The organism is Bacillus sp. RC252 (assembly GCF_044909215.1).
Classification (GTDB): Bacteria; Bacillota; Bacilli; order Bacillales; family Bacillaceae_G; genus Bacillus_A; species Bacillus_A mycoides.
The window spans coordinates 28,941-46,833 of sequence record NZ_JBIYDV010000009.1 but is presented as its reverse complement, the minus strand read 5'-3'; the positions used below and the strand labels follow the sequence as shown (position 1 = coordinate 46,833).

Below are 17,893 nucleotides of genomic sequence, written 5' to 3'. Positions count from 1 at the left end.
CCCATAGGTATGTTTTTATTTAAAAAATTTTATTTCCCCACATTCCCTTGCCACTCTAACATACCTGGAATGACATTCTTCACATTTGAATAACCTTTCTCTTTCAACATTTGGCACGCTATATCACTACGGTTACCAGTTCGGCAAACAACATAAATTTGCTTCGTCTGATCTAACGCTGCACTGCCCAGTTCGCCTAATGGAACTGAAATAGCCGATGGAATATGACCAAAAGCGAATTCCGCCGCTTCACGAACATCTAATATAATACACTCTTCACCACTTAATAATATCTCTTCCAATTCCGAATTCGTAATTGTATGAGGATATTTCACTATTTCATTCATTTCATGTTCATGTGCTTTTCTAACGTAATGCATCAATAAATCGCCTTCGTGTTTCGTACCGATATATTGATGACCTACTTTGCTCGCCCAACTTTGTATATCTACAGTAGACCCTTTATCTGTTGCCTGAACTTCAATCACTTGCCCTGATGCGAGACTTTCCATCGCCTTCTTCGTCTTCACAATCGGCATCGGGCAGGCCAAACCTTTACAATCTAAACTCATATCCACTTTTATACTCATAATCATTTCCTCCCTAATCATTATACATATACCTGTATGGGTATAATGAGATGTTTTTAAAAATCTGTCAACACATACGTTTGACAGATTATCGGCTTTTTACAAGTAATTGAACAGCTTCTTTAATTAACTCTTCATTTGAGCCATTACCTGTCTCAAACTGCTCGCGCAAACATTGCTCTAAATTTGTTCCAACAACGAGTCCAATTGTACGATCAAGTGCAGAACGGGATGCAGTTAACTGTGTAATAACATCTCGGCAATCTTTTCCCTCTTCCATCATGCGAAGCACACCACGAACTTGACCTTCAATACGTTTCAATCTATTTTTCATATCTTGATTATATTCCACTGTAGACCACCTCCGTAATTATAACTATATTATACATTACTTTGTAACTTTGTATAATATCATATACCCTTTAGGGTATATTGTAAAGTTTTTAATTTTAAGCCTATAATTTATACTTTCTAACCAGATAAAAATAGACCGAATCAACCATATGGCGGGTTTCGGCCTATCCTTATTCATTAATTTACGTTAATCGTTATTAATTCAGCTATATTTCTATCATTAATCACAATCGCCTTTTTCTCATTATTCGGCAGTAAAATTATATACTTCCCTTTTCTGGGAATCTTCCAAATGAATTTTCCTTCTTGATTAGTCTCCCCTATCGAAATTACGATTTCTTTGCTAGGCCCAGGTGATTCATCTTTTATAAGCATAATTTCAAAATCTTTTATCGGTTGTTTCTCTTTATTCTGAACATAGAAAGTTATAGGATTACCAACCTTACTAGCATTCTCCTCATTATTTGCTATACAACTAGACATCAAGATTATGACCAATATACAAAACAAAATCCCAATATACTTACTATATTTATTCAGACCATTTTTTAATATTATTAAAAACATCGTCTGTTATCCGATTTCCAGAATTCATATTTTTATTTCCTCTTGTATGAATGGCTATTATTCTGACACCCGTATCAAAATAATGGCATACAGGTGATCCACTTTGCCCCTCATAAGTATCAATCCTATATGTTAAAATTCTAGGATTAACACCTTCAATTGGACCATAGTCTCTCCACATTGTGTAACGTTCATTTCCTACTTTATCAGCTGGATATCCCGGAATCACCGCAAGTAAACCTTTTGGTGAATCTACATAGGTAGTTCTATATCCCAACCACCCTGTATAATCTCCGGGAGACCCATTTAATTTAATCGTTCCATAATCATAATCTGAATTTCCATTATCAGTCCATCCACTTACTGAGTAAAGTTTTGTTCCTTTAAAAGGTAAATACGGTGCTTGTCCTCCATTACGACCTGGAGTTACAATAACATTTGTCGCCCATCCACCAATTTCTTTATTGTAAATACAATGTCCAGCTGTAAGCACTGTATCTTTACTAATTAGTGCTCCTGTACACCCATAAATTTCTCCATTATTATACTGAGTTGCTACATGGACTATAGCGCTATACGGATATGAAGTTGTATCATTGACCCGTATTCGATCATCTATTCCTATAACAGAATAGGTAAGAATATTAGGTGAATAATTTAACTTAGTATTTTCCAATAAATATCCCCAATCTTCCCTACCATGTTTACGCCCTTCAAACGAAGGCGAAACAAGATCTTCTCCTCTTAGATCATTACTATACAAAGATTGTTCTTGAAAAAGTACTCTTTCTCCCTCATTCGAAACTGATGTCCAAGGTACATCTTCTGCATATACCTTCTGATTCACCCAAAATACCATATAAAAAAAGATAAAGAGAACACCAAAACTGTAAAGAGCCAATCTACATCTTATAGAAATAAAGCTATACACTTTAACTTACCTCCTATATAAATGATAGCGAACAATTGAGGATCCCCTTTATAAATTCTAATTTTTCTTTTCTTAAAAGTAAATGTAATTAATAATGATTATCATTATTAATTACATTTACTTAACAAAACAATGAAATTATTTACATTCTTTACTTTGAGTTAAAAAAGCTTAGTTCTTCCAAGGATTCGGCTGTAAAGAAAAGGAGTTAGGTGGGAGATCAACTTCCCGTAAATGCCCAATTGGTGATGGCTAATACTCGGCGGCGGATACTATGACTAATACAATATATCTACTACAAAAAATTCATTTCATTTACGAAAGAAAGAATCAACCGTTTTATTATCCTACTTCTTATAATCTCTTTGTAAAACTATAATCCATCTCTCCACCTAAAGCTTCAGCTGTATCACCAGTTTCTCTAAAATCATGTGTATAAATTTGCTCAAATGAACCAAAATCTACTTGTTTATAAAATTCATAACAAGGGAATCCATCATGCTCTCCTTGAATATCGATACTACCATCCTTTTTAACACATACAGTTAATAAATAATCCACAGGAGGTGCATATATATTTAATGGATTACTTGCACTGGCACTCATTTTGAATTGGACACCATCAGAATTCCATGCAATATGAGTACACACAATATTTTCAGTACTCGCTTTTCCTGTTCTTTTATTCACAGAACCATCTGGATTTGTAATCTTCTCTGTCGTAATACCCGTGTTTGCATATGAAAACACTTCTTCTTTATAAAAATCTACTACTACCTCTTGCTCAACTCTAGAGCGCATAGTATTTACCGCATGTGGTGTAAATTCACGTGAATCACCTTCGAATTGGATTACTCTTCCTGTTTGTACATCCTTACTCGGTTCCGTCCAAGACATTGGAATAAATACACTGGCTCTAATTTTAACGATATTCGTCATAAGAAACACCCCTGTAATTCTAATTTTATATACTGCATACTATTGAATAAAATAGACCACAATTTCAATCCTAGAACCAATAGCTTTCTCTTTTACGTTTGCTACTTCCTTCTAAAAAATAGCGCTATATTTATATCTAGATTTTCGTTTTAAAGCTATATTCCATTTCTCCAGCTAGTGCTGCTGGGGTATCATCCGTTTTCCTGAAATCATGTGTATATATTAATTCAAATGAACCAAAGTCGATTTGTTTATAAAATTCATAGCAAGGAAAACCATCATGTAAACCTTCAACATGCACAGTACCACTATCATTAACTCGTATAGTCAAAAAATAATCAGCTGCAGGTGCTGCCGCGTTTAACGGATTACTTGCACTTGCTCTCATTTCAAATGAAACTTCATCTTCACTCCATACAATATTTGTACATGCAATGTTTTCTGTACTTGTTTCTCCTTTTTGATACTCAATTGAGCCATCTGGATTTGTAATTTTCACAGTAACGATACAAGCATCTGCATATGTGAAAATTTCTCTTTTATAAAAATCAACAACCACTTCTTGTTCTAATCTTGAACGCTTTGTGTTCACAGCGTATGGTGTAAATTCACGTGCATCTCCGGCATATTCAAACACTCTTCCCATCGCAGGATCCTGAATAGGTTTCAGCAAAGCATACGGTGCAAATACACTCCCTCTAATTTTAACGATATTAACCATGTGAAACCTCCATAATTCATTGATTTTATTTAGATAAATCATTATTTGTTCTATTACCATTATATAGTCAATTTGATTGACTATATCCTGTATAGTACAATAGATTCTACTTATAGTCAATTTAATTGACTATAAGCAAGGAGGTTATATACATGACTCATCAAACACTTAACGAACTAGATCTTACTTCACTTTTATCACTATCCTTCAGTACATTAATTACTGAACTACACGACAAATTAAGTGAATTGGGATTTGAAGATATTAGGCCAGCGCATGGTTTTATGTTCAAACGCATCCTTCCTAATGGAGCAACCGGTATAGAACTAGCTGAATATTTAGGGGTTTCAAAACAAGCCATAAGTAAAATGGTAGATTCTCTTGAGAACAGTGGTTATGTCACGCGCCAAACGCATCCTACTGATAAAAGAGGTAAAATTATTGTTTTAACCGAGCGTGGTTTAGCAGTAATGAAAGCAAAAGAAGAAATAGTAGCTGAAATAGAACAACGATGGATTGCAAACATAGGTGCAGAACGAATGCAAATGCTTAAAGAGGATTTAACAACATTCGTTACTAAAGAAAATACAGGAAAATTATCATCGAGCATACGACCTGTTTGGTAAACAAAAACTCCATATAAAAAACGAATCCACTTTGATTATTCTTTTTCAAAGTGGATTCGTTTTTTACAGCTTTATTAAAATCATTGATTCCTCTAAATTTTGTTTTAAATATATGGGATACCCATATTTTATACATTATATAATTCCGTAACTCTCTGCACGATCAGCTCTGCCGTATTCTCCTCTGGCGGCATCAACAAATTTGTAACCGGCCCATACACAACAGGATTTAATTCCACTTCATACCCACCATATGCATACTCCTCTTTTGTCGGTAAGTAACCAATATATCCATTCGTATAGCCACCAAAGAAAGCTAGTTCATTTTGAAGACTCTCTTTCATTTCTAAAACAGTTTCTGAAAAAGGTTCCATCGGTATTCCAGAGAATATACCATCATTAATTTGAAACAATTGAATTTCTAAATCGATACTTAAGTGCCTAATGTTTTTCCTATGCTTATCTAAAACAATAGCAAGCCATTCGTCAGTATTCACACCCCACTGCTTCTCAGCTAATTGGGCCATTCTTTTTATCTCTTCAATTTCTGGAATATCCTTTAACTTCATTTGCATCGTACTCGAAATAGTTCTTAGCTTTACAATTGGTCTATATGTAACTGTTGGTAATATCGTTAACACATGTCCACTGAGTACGTAAGCCATTTGTTTTAATGCTTCCTGTGAACCACGATACTTCGCATTCACATTTCCAGTGGCACCTTGAACAATAATAACAGGACAGTTTACTATTTTCTCCAGAATCTCTCGCGTCATTCCAGGATAATCTGCTGATAATACATCGCTATCCCCTTTTAAAACATTCGGATGAGCAGTACAAAATACAATGACCCCAGCTAACTCCTTTGACTCAGCATTTCTCATTGCTAAAACACCAATTCTTTTATCTACAATACCCTCTATATTTATGCCCATCTTTGCTTTTCCATCAGGTGTCCTCTCTCTTCGGTTTACTCCAATATCACCTGTCGTAACATCCCACCCAACTTCACATGACCGCATATTATTATTCGCAGTAATAGCACCCTGCACTACATTATTTAGTAAAATCGTTTTATACGACTTTATTAAAGGATGATCACCGACTGTTTCCGGACCAGAATGAGTATGTGTATAAACGACAGTTATTTGCTCAAATGGTACATGAAGCTCACTAGCTACTCGTTCACGAATAATATTCGTATCTTCTACTAACATTCCAATGTTATCAATACTTATAAATACAGTCTTCACTTCATCTTTTTCAAATACAAAGATTGTCCCGTAAATGTGCTCTTCAATATTATTAATTCCTGTATCTCTATGGTATCCAATAAAATCAATACCTAAAGGCGGCGTAATATCCACCTGACATACCCCTACTTTGCTCACTTGAATCGCTCCATTTCTATATGTAACTCCCTTTCTTCAAGAATAGCATATTTACCATTTTCAAAATAAAAAGAACGGACAAGAAATTCTATGTCCGTTCTTTTCATCACACATACTTCCGATGCACCATCTTCCCATCATAAGAAAACACAACGCCCTTACTCTCCACCATCGACTCCATATGCACTGTTCTTCCCCATAGCTGATGAAGATACGGTAATACTTTTTCTAAGTATTTTAAATCTAACTCAATTCCTTCATAGCTATGTTTAATGTACAATTCCCCATTCTTTAAGTAGTCTCCATCTTCTACTACTAAGTACGGGAAACCTCCATTTGTGCGCATATTTACGAGTTGATCGCGTACATGCTCCCATTCTTTATCAATTACTTTATATTCTTTTCCTTGGCGCTGGAATAAGTACATATCTTCTCTCATTACAAGTTTTTTATTTAAATAGTTTCTTAGGAACGATACATCCCATTCAATTTCCCGTACTTCAAAGATTTTGTCACGACCAGAACCAGGTTTCACACCGCGTCGTTTCATTTCTTCTGTCGGGTTGTTATAGCGCTCTTCAATATCTTCAAACATTTTAATACCGAGGTAGTATGGATTAATACTTGTTTTTGATGGCTGTACGACACCTGCATTTAATTTCGCAAATTCAATTGCTTCACCAGATGTTAAGTCCATTTCACGAAGTATGCGTTGATGCCAGAAGGAAGCCCAACCTTCATTCATAATCTTCGTTTCAAGCTGTGGCCAGAAGTATAACATTTCTTCACGCATCATCGTTAATATGTCGCGCTGCCACTCTTCTAGCTCACGGCTATATTCTTCAATAAAGAGGAGTAAATCTTTTTCTGGCTGCGGTGGGATTTTCTTCTTTTTATGCATATTAGGTCGTTCTCTCTTTTTGTTTCGATCATCTAAATTCCATAAATCATCGTACTGTGATATCTTTTTCTTTTCTACATCCTCTTCTAAATCTTCAATACTCCATGCAAGTTTCGGACGCATAAGCGATGGATCAATATGTTCTTGAATGGCAAGTACGGCATCTAAAAATGTTTCTACCTCTTCTCTTCCATACTTATGTTCATACGCCTTCACACGATCTGCTGTCGCTGCCATACTCTCCACCATATCGCGTTTCGTATTAGAAAAACGAATATTATTTTTGAAGAAATCACAATGTGCTAAAACGTGCGCCACGATTAATTTATTTTGAATTAAAGAATTCGTATCTAATAAAAAGGCGTAACATGGATTAGAGTTAATAACGAGTTCATAAATTTTACTAAGTCCTAAATCGTATTGTAATTTCATTCTGAAAAATTGCTTTCCAAAACTCCAATGCGAAAACCTCGTCGGCATCCCATATGCACCAAATGTATAGATAATTTCCGCTGGACATACTTCATAGCGCATCGGATAAAAATCAAGACCAAATCCAGTCGCAATTTCCGTAATTTCAGCAATCGCATATTGTAGTGCTTTATCATCACTTGCTCTCATTATTTTCCCTCCTTACACTTTCCCTTAAGAAAGTGTATGATGAGGAACAAGCTTTCATGAGGATTGATTGCATAATAAAAAGACACCCTCTAAAAAAACGAGAATGCCTCTTTCTAATTAACCTTCAATGATCTCCATCTTCTCCGTAATCGGTGTACGAGCTTTTCCTTCTGGTGCTTTATCGAAATAGCCGATATGAAGAATTCCAATGATGCGCTGGCCTCGTGTTAAACCGATTCCTTCTATAAATAGTGGATTATAGTTTAATCCACCTGATTTCCAAACGCACCCTAAGCCGCGTTCCCAAGCAAGTAATTGGAAGTTTTGCATAAATGCACATGTTGCAGCGTAATCTTCGTCACGTTGAATTTGACGCGGATCTTCATTAATGTAAACAACGATTTGTGCAGGTGTGCTTAAGAAACGATCAGATAAAATCTTGCCGCGTTTCGCTCTTTCTTCTTCTGTGAAAGAGTTTAGTACTGCGTCCACTAATTTCTGACGGCCTTCTCCAATGTATAATTTACAATTCCATGGTTCACGGTGTTTATGATTCGGTGCCCATGTTGCGTCGTTTAATAGTTCAATTAATAGCTCTTTTTCTACTGCTTTATCTGTAAATGTACGAACAGAACGTCTTTCTTTAATAACGTTTGCGATGGAAGTATATGTAGTCATATTTTTCTCTCCCTTATTTTTATCTATATGTATAAATCCGTCATTGATATTGATTTTCAATTTCGATTATAACCTAGTTTTTCACTATTAATCAATGTTTTATGTTGGAAAACCATGAAAAACTTCTTTTTATACTGTGAATAAAAAAACTTAACTTGTTCACAAGTTTTTCACATTTTATGGAAATGATATGTGTAAGTTTTCCACATTACCCATCTAGGAGGAGTTTATATGTACAAGAAAATCGCAGTAAGTATGACTATGGCAGCATTATTGTGCGGGATATCTGTCTTTCCTGCTTCCGCTTCCGCTTCCGCTGCCACGCCAAAAGAAGTAACAATGCACCATCATAAGCCTATTTCAGAAGAAGAAATGCAGTCGCTCGAAAAACTCGGCTATAATAAACATGAAATTTGGAAAGCTGCCCACATTGCAAGAATAAGTAAAAAAGAAATTAAGGACGTTTTAGCTTACTATAAGCAAAATAAATCTTGGGAGAAAACAGCCGAGCATTTCGGTGTAGACCCAAGTAAATTGAAAAAGCATCATATGAATAAAGAAACGAAAAAAGCACTACTGCAAAAATTAGCAAATATGCAAAAGTCCACACCAGATGGACTGAAACAAAAAATGAAAGAATATAACATCGGCTTACGCCAACTTACCGTGTTAACAATCATCTCTCAAAAAAGTAATACCCCTCTTGACGATGTACTAAAAATGAAAAAAGATGGGATGGATATTAAACAAATTGCGGAAAAATTAAATGTTAAAAAAGAAGATATACGGGCAGAAATGATTAAATTAGTGAAGTCTATTAAAGAAAAGAAAACAAATTAGCCTGTCAAAAAGGAAGAGATATTCAATACTCTTCCTTTTCTTTATCCCGCTATTTGTGGGTAGTAAAACTCCCACCTCAAAATTCGGCTGGAGCAAAGAAGTTAGGTGGGAGTCGTGCTGCCCGTAAAATCCAGATTATTAGCCTTCACTTTATGAACTTTCAATTTTCAAGTATAAATTCCCGTCTTTCCCAAAAACTAACACAAGTAAATGATGTGTGTAAGGGGTGAGGAAATGTTCCGTGTATCATCTAAAAAGAAGAAAAAAGCACTCTGTTCTATTCCGGAGTTTATCCACACTATGAAAGAATCCAGTGATTTCGTGTCTTATAACGTAGTAGACGATGGAACATTGTGTTTGTTTTATTATAAATCTACAGCTGAATCACTCCTCATTAATCGATTCATTTTAACACCTATTAAAAGAGAATTAGATCACATTGAAAATATAAGTGATATAGCAAATATCGTCACACTTGAGGAGATTATCACTGGCCCTACTATTGATGACATTCGTGAAAAATTATTAAGTGGGTATGTACTTATACAACTAAAAAATGATTCTCAAATCGCAGAATATGCACTTATTCGTGCTGAAAGTTCCGTTTTAGGTACACGGCTATATAACGATACTGAAAATGAATATAGTGTCATCGGTCCAAAAGTCGGATTTGTTGAGAATATCGATACAAATATACACTTACTTCGGCGAAATATCGTCACAGAACAATTAGTTTTCAAAGAAGTTATAGTTGGTTCTATATCAAAAACAAAAGTCGTAGTTGCTTACATCGAAGATATTACGAATGAGCAGCACGTTAATACTGCGATGCAGCGCCTACAAGACATTGACTTTGATGTTCCTTTCGATGCAACTATGATTGAACAGTTTATTAGTGATAACAGCAACTCTCCCTTCCCTGTTTTACTCCCTACAGAGCGTTTAGATCGCTCCGTTTATGCATTATTGAATGGAGGAGTCGTCATTTTAACAGACGGTTCACCTTACGCATTAGCTGGACCAGCGACATTACTCGATTTCTTCGTCTCTCCAGAAGATTATTATTTACCATGGATAGCAGGCTCATTTCTTCGAATGGTTCGCTTTTTCGGAGCAGCATTCTCGCTATTTTCATCAGCTATTTATACAGCTGTATTAACGTATCACTATCAAATGATTCCTGCGGATTTACTAGGTCCGATTATTTTTTCAAGAGCTAATGTACCCTTTCCGCCCATTTTAGAAGCACTTTTTTTAGAAATCACAATCGAATTGCTCCGTGAAGCTGGAGCACGATTACCTACAAAAGTTGGACAAACAATCGGCATCGTTGGCGGGATTGTAATTGGCCAAGCATCTGTTCAGGCTGCTTTAACGAGTACCATTTTATTAATTGCAGTTGCTTTATCAGCACTCGCTTCTTTTACAACACCAACTGTAAAAATGTCTTCTACTATCCGGATACTACGATTTCCACTTATTCTTTTAGCTGGTGCATTTGGGGGCTTAGGTCTCATTGTAGGATTCGTACTCATATTAGCTCATTTAATTCGCTTAAAATCACTTGGATCACCTTATCTATTACCTCTATATCCATTTCGCGGTTTAGGAACGGCAGAAGGTCTCTTTCGCTTGCCATTTAGTCAAACTGCAGGACGTGCCTCTTTTCTAAGACCAAAAAAAAAATGGCGCTATGATCCAAACAAAGCGAAAGAAAAACATGATGGTGAAGAGAAATGAAAAATACTTTATTATGCTTTTCCATTATCATTTTAATTTTCCAATCCGGCTGTACACAACCGAATATAGTAGACACACAGCGAATGATTCATATAGGTGGATTTGATATAACGAAGGATAAAAAATTTCGCGGGACAATCTTATATCCCGATTACACAAAAGGCGTTCAATCAAAACCAGAAACTCAGTCAACTACCGCAGATACAATTGAAACAATTTCTTCACTTCTAAACGCCAAATCACCACATACGATCGCTGTAGGTCAAATGCGTGTTGTCCTATTTGGAAAATCATTTGGTGAACGTGGAATTGGGGATGTTATTAACAACTTACAACGTGATCCTAATATTGGCCGAGATGTGCAACTAGCGCTTGTAGATGGTTCAACAGAAGAATTACTTAAACATGTCAAAACGAATGGATCGCTATATCTATCTGATTTACTGGAGCAAAATATAGAAACCGAGACAATCCCTCGGACAGCTTTAAATATTTTTTTATATAACTTTTATTCATCTGGATGCGATCCATTTCTTCCTTATATTAAAGTTGATGAAGACAAGTCTGCTTCCATTAAAGGAATTGCTTTTTTAAAAAAGGATAAAGTGGTTATGTACACAGATAAAAAAGGATCTTTTTTATTAAAACTACTCATTAATCCAACTAAAAATGGTCGTTACGAAGTTCCGATACGTCAAGGTAAGCATAAAGGATTGATCGCTACTCAAAACTTATCCGGGAAAAGTTTTTGTTCTCTTTCCCAAAACGGTGACATTCCGAAAGTTAACATCCACTTAAAGTTAAACGGACTTATAAAAAATGCTCCCCACTGGCTCGATTTAGCAAAGCACGAAAATATAACTTACGTAAAAAAACATGTAGAAAAAACGCTTGAGAAGCATTTAAACGAATTAATAAAACAATTCCAAGAAAAAGAAATCGATCCGATAGGTATACAAGAAGAAATTCGTAGTCATTCAAGAAAATGGACTATAAAACAAATTCAAGAAATGTACCCTAATGTAGACGTTGCTGTTCATGTGCAAATCAATGTCGTGCAATCTGGTATCGGAGAATAGTGAGGTGCTGTAATGGCTGGACAAGATAAAACACATACTGTTTCCCCTTATTTCACATTTCTTCTATTACACTCCCTTCAAATTGGAGTAGGTGTGTTAGGATACCAAAGGATTATTGCGCAATATGCCGGTTATGATTCTTGGATTTCTCTTATTGTTGCGGGCATTGCAACTCATATCGTGCTATTTTGCATGCTTAAAATGTTAGAAAAAGATAATGATTTAATGAATATTCATACGACATGTTTCGGAAAGTGGATTGGAACATTTTTGTCCGTATGCTTTGCTGCATACCTTCTATTATTTTGCCTTACTGTCCTTCGTACATATATTGAAGTCATTCAAGTTTGGGTCTTCCCTACAATTAAACCGTGGAAATTAACTTTATTATTTTTACTTGTGACTTACTACGTAATTAAAGGTGGTTTTCGCTCTGTAACAGGAATATGTTTTTGGGGCGTCGTAATACCGATTTTCGTCCTATTTTTCTTAGTTTTCCCAATGAAATACGCGCATGTCCGTAACATTCTCCCAATTCTAACTCATTCACCTTTAGAAATTCTAACTGCAGCGAAATCATCTGCATTAGAATTTCTTGGATTTGAAGCAATTCTTGTTTTTTATCCATTTATAAAAAAAGAAAAATCATTAAATAAATGGGCGCACGGTGGTATTGCTTTTACAACAATTCTATACGTAATACTAGCCATTGTTTCCCTTATGTACTATAGCCAAGGACAACTACATCATACAATTTGGCCAACATTAACAATGCTAAAAATCATAAAGATTCCTTTTATCCAAAGGTTTGAGTACATCATTATTTTCATGTGGTATCTTATTATTTTACCTAATCTTTGTTTAACAATTTGGTCTTCTTGTTGCATTAGTAAAAGGTCTTTTCACGTACCATTTAAAATTACACTTCCATTTATTATTGCAGCTATATTTATTTCATCCTTATTTTTCACAAACCGTGAAAGTATCAATACATTAAATACAGTACTGTCTCAAGCTGGTTTATATATTGTATACGCTTATATCCCAATTTTATTTCTATTCCATTCACTACGATGGCGCTTCAAAAATCAGTCGAAAAAATCTTCACCCGACACACCATGATATTTGATACAATTTGATTAATACATTTGTAAAGGGGACAAGCGAATGAAAAAGTATGTATTTTCTTTACTTGCAGTACTGAGCCTAATTCTTGTTGGATGCGGGAGTACTAGTACAAATGACAAAAAATCTTCTGAATCAAAAGAAGAGCATGACCACGCATCACATACTCAGCAAGCTGATATTCAAGAAAAGACAAAAGGAGTCGACACACTCCCTACCTTCCTAGACAAGCTTGATCCGCAAATGAAAGATATCTACACTGTCGCTGGACAAAATGCAGAGCTATTAGATTGGATTCCATGTTACTGCGGTTGCGGTGAGGGTGTAGGACATAAAAACAATAAAAACTGCTTTATTCGTGAAATTAAAAAGAATGGTGAAGTTGTTTGGGATTCCCACGCAACAACTTGTGTCAACTGTCTAGAAATCGCGGTTGAATCGGCTTCTATGAAACAAAAAGGAAAATCAACGCTCGAAATTCGTAACTATATCGACAATAAATACAAAGAAGGCTATGGCAAGCCAACACCTACGCCAATGCCAAAAGCATAAAAACGAGGAAATCCCTCGTTTTTCTCTTTTCATTCACCTTTTTTCTTAACAAATTCTTTCAAGTGTATTTCTCCTTACTTGTCACACACTATATATAACTCCTCGGTAAGGAGGGTACACAGTGCAAACATATAACGACTATGATAAAGCTCTCTATTACACGTATTGCTGTAATTGGGATAAATTACTCGTTCTCATGGTTCAAACGAACGATCAATTATTTTCTAAGCGTATTGAGCATTTTTTACACGCTTATCAATACAGTAAAGAACTACCAGAAGTTGATAAACAATTGCAGCTCCTATTTCAATATATTGACCACGCATCCCAAAAGTCACATGTAGAAGAAGTAGAGCAAATTCAAATGTAAAATATAGCGCTATTCTCTTTATGAGAATAGCGCTTTTTTAAAATGTTTATATCAATAAAAGTTTCTCCTTATAAAACTTTTATTGATAAACATATTTTTTCTTTCTTTTCCCTACCACTTCATACTATAATTTAGTATGTAACTATTATAAGTGAGGTATAAAATATGGGACGAGAAAAAAAGCAAGAGTATGCTTTATTTGCTGCATGGGGAGCTTCGTTTATTGCTACATTAGGAAGTCTATACTTTTCCGAAATTATGAAATTTGAGCCTTGTGTCCTTTGTTGGTATCAACGTATTTTTATGTATCCATTTGTTTTATGGCTCGGTATCGCTGTAGTAAAGAAAGACTATCGCATTGCAAGTTATTCTTTACCAATCGCAAGTATTGGTGCTTGTATTTCTTTATATCACTATGCAATTCAAAAAATCGCAGCATTTTCAGCTGCTGGGGCAGCTTGCGGCCGCGTACCTTGTACGGGAGAATACATAAACTGGTTCGGCTTTGTGACAATCCCGTTTTTAGCACTTATCGGCTTTATCACAATCGCTGTTTGTAGCTTCATCGTAATTAAAAACAAATAAGGAGATGAAAGAATGAAAAAAATGCTTATATTTGGCGGTATTATTATCGCCTTGTTTGCAGCAATTTTCGCTGTAACACAAATGGAAGAAAAAAATGCTTCAACAAGCCAAAAAATTGATAATGCTACTGATAGTAAGACAAATGGCCCTGACTACTATACAAATAAAATCTCTCTTTCAGATCTCCAAAAGAATTTAAAAGAGAAAAAAGAAGAAACAGTATACTTTTATCAAACATCTTGCGTTCATTGTCAAAAGCTATCTCCTATCGTAGTACCAATGGCTAAAGACTTGAATGTTGATATGAAAGTTATGGATATTGAAAAATTAGATGCTCCTTGGGATGAATATAAAATTAAAGGAACTCCAACAATCATTCATTTTAAAGATGGTAAAGAAGTGAGCCGTATTAGCGGCGAACAACCGGAAGACAAATTAAAAGAGTGGCTTGAGCAAACGAAAAAATAATAAGAAAAGGAAACTCCTTCTATACATGAAATGCGTGTAAACTCCCACACTAATGTATAAGGAGGGGGTTTTATGCCAGAAGTGAAATGCTCTGTTTCCAATTGCTCATTTTGGGGACAAGGTAACCTTTGTCAAGCAAGTGCAATCGTTGTTCAACCTGATGCACAAGAAGCAGGTCAAATTGAAAACAGTTCATATACAAACGCTACTTTAACAAACGAGACGCTTGAAAGTTCTGTAACAACGAGTGTAGAAACGTGTTGTCATACATTTAAACCGAAATATTAAACGTAAAAGCATACGATTAGTCGTATGCTTTTTTACATTCCTCTCCAAACATCATGCATCATAAAAAAGTACAAAATAACGAGAAGGACCGTCCCGCATAAAGTAATGCGTCGATATACACTCTTCTCCCCTTCCCTCGCTTTAACAAATGCCCAAATAAATCCGACGAACAATATTAAATCAATATATGGAACATAAAAGGAAAAGACGAGTAACGCATATAAATACACGATAAATAAACAAGTCGTGATTAAGAAAATTTTAAATGCAAATTCACTTTTCATAATGTGACCGCCCCCCAGTCTGTACTGTATTATATTCAGCAAAACATAATAGTTGCTGTTTCAATTTTTTCATCTCACTATTTACAGGCGCGCGATTGGTATGAAATCAATAAAAACAACTAAAATTCATCACAAATAAGCTACCGTCTATTTACGGTAGCTATTACGGGACATTATATTTCCGTTTATATAGGTTACTTAAAATCGAATAAGGTAATTGTTCATAACGAATTTTTTCTCCTGTTTCATCTACAACATACAAATTGTTTCCTATATAATAGGTTCCATCTTTTCGTTTGGAATACACTGTGTATCTTTCATTTGGCAATACTGTTTTTACTTTCGTCAATTGTCCATTTGGTTCTTGCCAATATATATTTACACGATCTACTAACGTAAGCATTCCAATTTGTTCTTCTTCTACTTTACGACCATTCCAGCTCACAACACGATAACCTAGCTTATATGCTTCATATTCGGGACTCGTATGAAAACGAGAAATAATTACTTTCGTCTGTAATTGTACCCGGTCGTATAACCATTGTATGTCCCGATCGTGCATGCGAATACAACCATTCGACTCCCGGCTTCCAATTGTTCCTTCCCGATTTGTCCCGTGAATTGCATATTCCTTTTTATCTAGACCTAGCCACCTCGTACCGAGAGGGTTATTCGGAGCACCTCCAGCTATTTTTTTACGATGGTATTCTTTATTTTTATATTTAGTTATAATACAAAAATTCCCTTCAGGCGTCGGGGTGCTATCTCTTCCTGTCGTTATCGGAAATGTTCTAGTATAGTTTCCCTCTTCAAAAAAAGACAGCTGATTCGTCGTAAGGTTAACTAATATTAAATGATCTGTATTAGCAAAAACGCTAGCTGGCAGGCAGAAAAATAGGATTACGATAAACCATACTTTCTTCATCTAAATCCTCCCTAGCACTAACATCATAATAAAGTGAAACTTTACTCGGTGGGAGGGTTTGTCCATCCCCTACTGAATATTAGCCTTCACCAATCGGGCATTTACGGGCAGGTATCTCCCACCTAACTTCCTTGCATTCGCCGAATTTTGAGGTAGGAATCTTACTGCCCGCAAATAGCGGGATAAAGTGAAACTTTAATCAGTGGGGGTTTTGTCCATCCCCCACTGATTATTAGCCTTCACCAATCGGGCATTTACGGGCAGTTAATCTCCCACCTAACTTCTGTGCTCCACCTGAATTTTGAGGTGGAATTTTACTGCCCGTTAATGCGGGATAAATGCAATTAGCTTTACTTTGCTCTTATAAATGAAAACTATCCATTCACAATTACTCCACCATTTACATGCATCATCTGTCCCGTTACATATGCCGAATCACTAGACGCTAAATATACATATGCAGGCGCTAATTCATACGGCTGACCAGGCCTTTGCATAGGAACATTGCTCCCAAACTGTGATACTTTTTTCTCATCAAAACTGGATGGAATAAGCGGTGTCCAAATTGGGCCTGGTGCAACACCATTTACACGAATTCCTTTTTGTACTAACGACTGAGATAACGATCTTGTAAAAGCGACAATTGCTCCTTTCGTTGCAGAATAGTCGATCAACGTTTCATTTCCTTCATACGCAACGATAGATGCCGTGTTTATAATTACATCCCCTTGCTTTAAATGAGAGAGTGCTGCTTTTGTAACATGAAAATAAGAAAAAATATTAATACGGAACGTTTTTTCTAGCTGTTCCGCTGTAATATACTCTAGTCCTTGCTGCGGATATTGCTGTGCGACGTTATTCACAAGAACATTTAGCCCCCCTAGCTGCTGGGCGGTCTCTTCTACAATCTCTTTACAATGTTGTTCATTACTCAAATCTCCCGGCAATAATACACAATTCACGCCTTCTTTTTCCACAAGTTGTTTCGTCTCAGTTGCATCTTCGTCCTCATCTAAATAAGCAATCGCAATATTTGCTCCCTCTTTTGCAAAAGCGATAGAAACAGCTCTTCCAATCCCGCTATCTCCTCCTGTAATTAATACATTCTTTCCTTTTAACTTTTCACTTCCTTTATAACTTGGATCTTCAAACTTTGGAAGAGGATTCATTAACGATTCAATACCAGGTTGTTTATTTTGATGTTGTGCTGGCATTGTTAAAAAGTTTTTTTGCTGCGGCATAACTTCCTTCAACTCCTTTCCCCTTATAATGCGCACAATAAAAAAAACTACTTACACATTAAAGAACCGCAATTCAC

Annotated in this window: 22 protein-coding genes; 10 read left to right on the top strand and 12 right to left on the bottom strand. The window is 35.7% G+C overall.

What is annotated here, in order from left to right:
• Positions 1 to 29: 29 nt before the first annotated feature.
• From ABH960_RS14700 to ABH960_RS14675, 6 genes are all read right to left on the bottom strand, one after another.
• Positions 30 to 590 (bottom strand): sulfurtransferase TusA family protein, encoded by a 561-nt coding sequence (locus ABH960_RS14700; protein WP_404446071.1) that lies wholly within the window; start codon positions 588 to 590, stop codon positions 30 to 32.
• Positions 591 to 678: 88 nt separating this feature from the next.
• Complete coding sequence (locus ABH960_RS14695) at positions 679 to 942, bottom strand: metal-sensitive transcriptional regulator (protein WP_000456201.1); 264 nt, start codon at positions 940 to 942, stop codon at positions 679 to 681.
• Positions 943 to 1,121: 179 nt separating this feature from the next.
• A complete protein-coding gene (locus tag ABH960_RS14690; RefSeq protein ID WP_404446068.1) occupies positions 1,122 to 1,511 on the bottom strand; it encodes a DUF2606 family protein in 390 nt (129 codons plus the stop codon).
• Entirely contained in the window at positions 1,477 to 2,370 is an 894-nt protein-coding gene (locus ABH960_RS14685; RefSeq protein WP_404446436.1) for a trypsin-like serine peptidase, read from the bottom strand. Before ABH960_RS14685 ends, ABH960_RS14690 begins: the two co-directional genes overlap by 35 nt.
• Positions 2,371 to 2,796: 426 nt before the next feature.
• On the bottom strand, positions 2,797 to 3,381 hold the full coding sequence (locus tag ABH960_RS14680) for a DUF3238 domain-containing protein (RefSeq protein ID WP_002150439.1): 585 nt from the start codon (positions 3,379 to 3,381) through the stop codon (positions 2,797 to 2,799).
• A gap of 136 nt (positions 3,382 to 3,517) precedes the next feature.
• On the bottom strand, positions 3,518 to 4,102 hold the full coding sequence (locus ABH960_RS14675) for a DUF3238 domain-containing protein (RefSeq protein WP_404446064.1): 585 nt from the start codon (positions 4,100 to 4,102) through the stop codon (positions 3,518 to 3,520).
• Between the two features lie 152 nt (positions 4,103 to 4,254).
• On the opposite strand from ABH960_RS14675, the gene ABH960_RS14670 reads away from it, so the two are divergent.
• Positions 4,255 to 4,728 carry a MarR family winged helix-turn-helix transcriptional regulator gene (locus tag ABH960_RS14670; RefSeq protein WP_002087475.1) on the top strand — a complete coding sequence of 158 codons (474 nt, stop codon included), beginning with the start codon at positions 4,255 to 4,257 and terminating at the stop codon, positions 4,726 to 4,728.
• 128 nt (positions 4,729 to 4,856) lie between these two features.
• Here the strand turns inward: ABH960_RS14670 and ABH960_RS14665 are convergent, their stop codons facing one another.
• The 3 genes from ABH960_RS14665 to ABH960_RS14655 form a co-directional block, all read right to left on the bottom strand.
• Complete coding sequence (locus ABH960_RS14665; protein ID WP_404446061.1) at positions 4,857 to 6,119, bottom strand: neutral/alkaline non-lysosomal ceramidase N-terminal domain-containing protein; 1,263 nt, start codon at positions 6,117 to 6,119, stop codon at positions 4,857 to 4,859.
• Positions 6,120 to 6,225: 106 nt separating this feature from the next.
• Positions 6,226 to 7,641 (bottom strand): stage V sporulation protein SpoVR, encoded by a 1,416-nt coding sequence (gene spoVR, locus ABH960_RS14660; protein WP_012260354.1) that lies wholly within the window; start codon positions 7,639 to 7,641, stop codon positions 6,226 to 6,228.
• A gap of 117 nt (positions 7,642 to 7,758) precedes the next feature.
• On the bottom strand, positions 7,759 to 8,319 hold the full coding sequence (locus ABH960_RS14655; RefSeq protein WP_002087479.1) for a nitroreductase family protein: 561 nt from the start codon (positions 8,317 to 8,319) through the stop codon (positions 7,759 to 7,761).
• A gap of 231 nt (positions 8,320 to 8,550) precedes the next feature.
• Here ABH960_RS14655 and ABH960_RS14650 point away from each other — a divergent pair, with 231 nt between their 5' ends.
• The 9 genes from ABH960_RS14650 to ABH960_RS14610 all read left to right on the top strand — a co-directional run bounded on the left by ABH960_RS14650 (position 8,551) and on the right by ABH960_RS14610 (position 15,366).
• On the top strand, positions 8,551 to 9,159 hold the full coding sequence (locus ABH960_RS14650; RefSeq protein WP_137076685.1) for a hypothetical protein: 609 nt from the start codon (positions 8,551 to 8,553) through the stop codon (positions 9,157 to 9,159).
• A 234-nt stretch (positions 9,160 to 9,393) separates the two neighbouring features.
• The gene (locus ABH960_RS14645) at positions 9,394 to 10,899 is read left to right on the top strand and encodes a spore germination protein (protein ID WP_002188379.1); all 1,506 of its coding nucleotides are present in this window, start codon (positions 9,394 to 9,396) and stop codon (positions 10,897 to 10,899) included.
• On the top strand, positions 10,896 to 11,978 hold the full coding sequence (gene gerYC / locus ABH960_RS14640) for a spore germination protein GerYC (protein WP_404446056.1): 1,083 nt from the start codon (positions 10,896 to 10,898) through the stop codon (positions 11,976 to 11,978). Before ABH960_RS14645 ends, gerYC begins: the two co-directional genes overlap by 4 nt.
• A gap of 12 nt (positions 11,979 to 11,990) precedes the next feature.
• Positions 11,991 to 13,100, top strand: a complete 1,110-nt coding sequence (locus ABH960_RS14635; protein WP_404446053.1) for a GerAB/ArcD/ProY family transporter — start codon at positions 11,991 to 11,993, stop codon at positions 13,098 to 13,100.
• Between the two features lie 45 nt (positions 13,101 to 13,145).
• Positions 13,146 to 13,655, top strand: coding sequence for a PCYCGC domain-containing protein (locus tag ABH960_RS14630; RefSeq protein ID WP_404446050.1), 510 nt, complete (start codon positions 13,146 to 13,148; stop codon positions 13,653 to 13,655).
• A 121-nt stretch (positions 13,656 to 13,776) separates the two neighbouring features.
• A complete protein-coding gene (locus ABH960_RS14625; protein WP_001195459.1) occupies positions 13,777 to 14,025 on the top strand; it encodes a YhdB family protein in 249 nt (82 codons plus the stop codon).
• 165 nt (positions 14,026 to 14,190) lie between these two features.
• The gene (locus ABH960_RS14620; RefSeq protein ID WP_002125372.1) at positions 14,191 to 14,610 is read left to right on the top strand and encodes a disulfide formation protein C; all 420 of its coding nucleotides are present in this window, start codon (positions 14,191 to 14,193) and stop codon (positions 14,608 to 14,610) included.
• Between the two features lie 12 nt (positions 14,611 to 14,622).
• Positions 14,623 to 15,078, top strand: coding sequence for a thioredoxin family protein (locus ABH960_RS14615; RefSeq protein WP_016093295.1), 456 nt, complete (start codon positions 14,623 to 14,625; stop codon positions 15,076 to 15,078).
• 72 nt (positions 15,079 to 15,150) lie between these two features.
• Positions 15,151 to 15,366, top strand: coding sequence for a DUF1540 domain-containing protein (locus tag ABH960_RS14610; protein ID WP_002029883.1), 216 nt, complete (start codon positions 15,151 to 15,153; stop codon positions 15,364 to 15,366).
• Positions 15,367 to 15,398: 32 nt separating this feature from the next.
• Here ABH960_RS14610 and ABH960_RS14605 read toward each other — a convergent pair whose 3' ends face one another.
• The 3 genes from ABH960_RS14605 to ABH960_RS14595 all read right to left on the bottom strand — a co-directional run bounded on the left by ABH960_RS14605 (position 15,399) and on the right by ABH960_RS14595 (position 17,816).
• The gene (locus tag ABH960_RS14605) at positions 15,399 to 15,650 is read right to left on the bottom strand and encodes a hypothetical protein (RefSeq protein WP_002029881.1); all 252 of its coding nucleotides are present in this window, start codon (positions 15,648 to 15,650) and stop codon (positions 15,399 to 15,401) included.
• A gap of 163 nt (positions 15,651 to 15,813) precedes the next feature.
• Positions 15,814 to 16,575, bottom strand: a complete 762-nt coding sequence (locus tag ABH960_RS14600) for a L,D-transpeptidase (RefSeq protein WP_404446043.1) — start codon at positions 16,573 to 16,575, stop codon at positions 15,814 to 15,816.
• Between the two features lie 374 nt (positions 16,576 to 16,949).
• Positions 16,950 to 17,816: an SDR family oxidoreductase gene (locus ABH960_RS14595; protein WP_404446433.1), complete on the bottom strand. Its 867-nt coding sequence runs from the start codon at positions 17,814 to 17,816 to the stop codon at positions 16,950 to 16,952.
• Between the last annotated feature and the right edge of the window lie 77 nt (positions 17,817 to 17,893).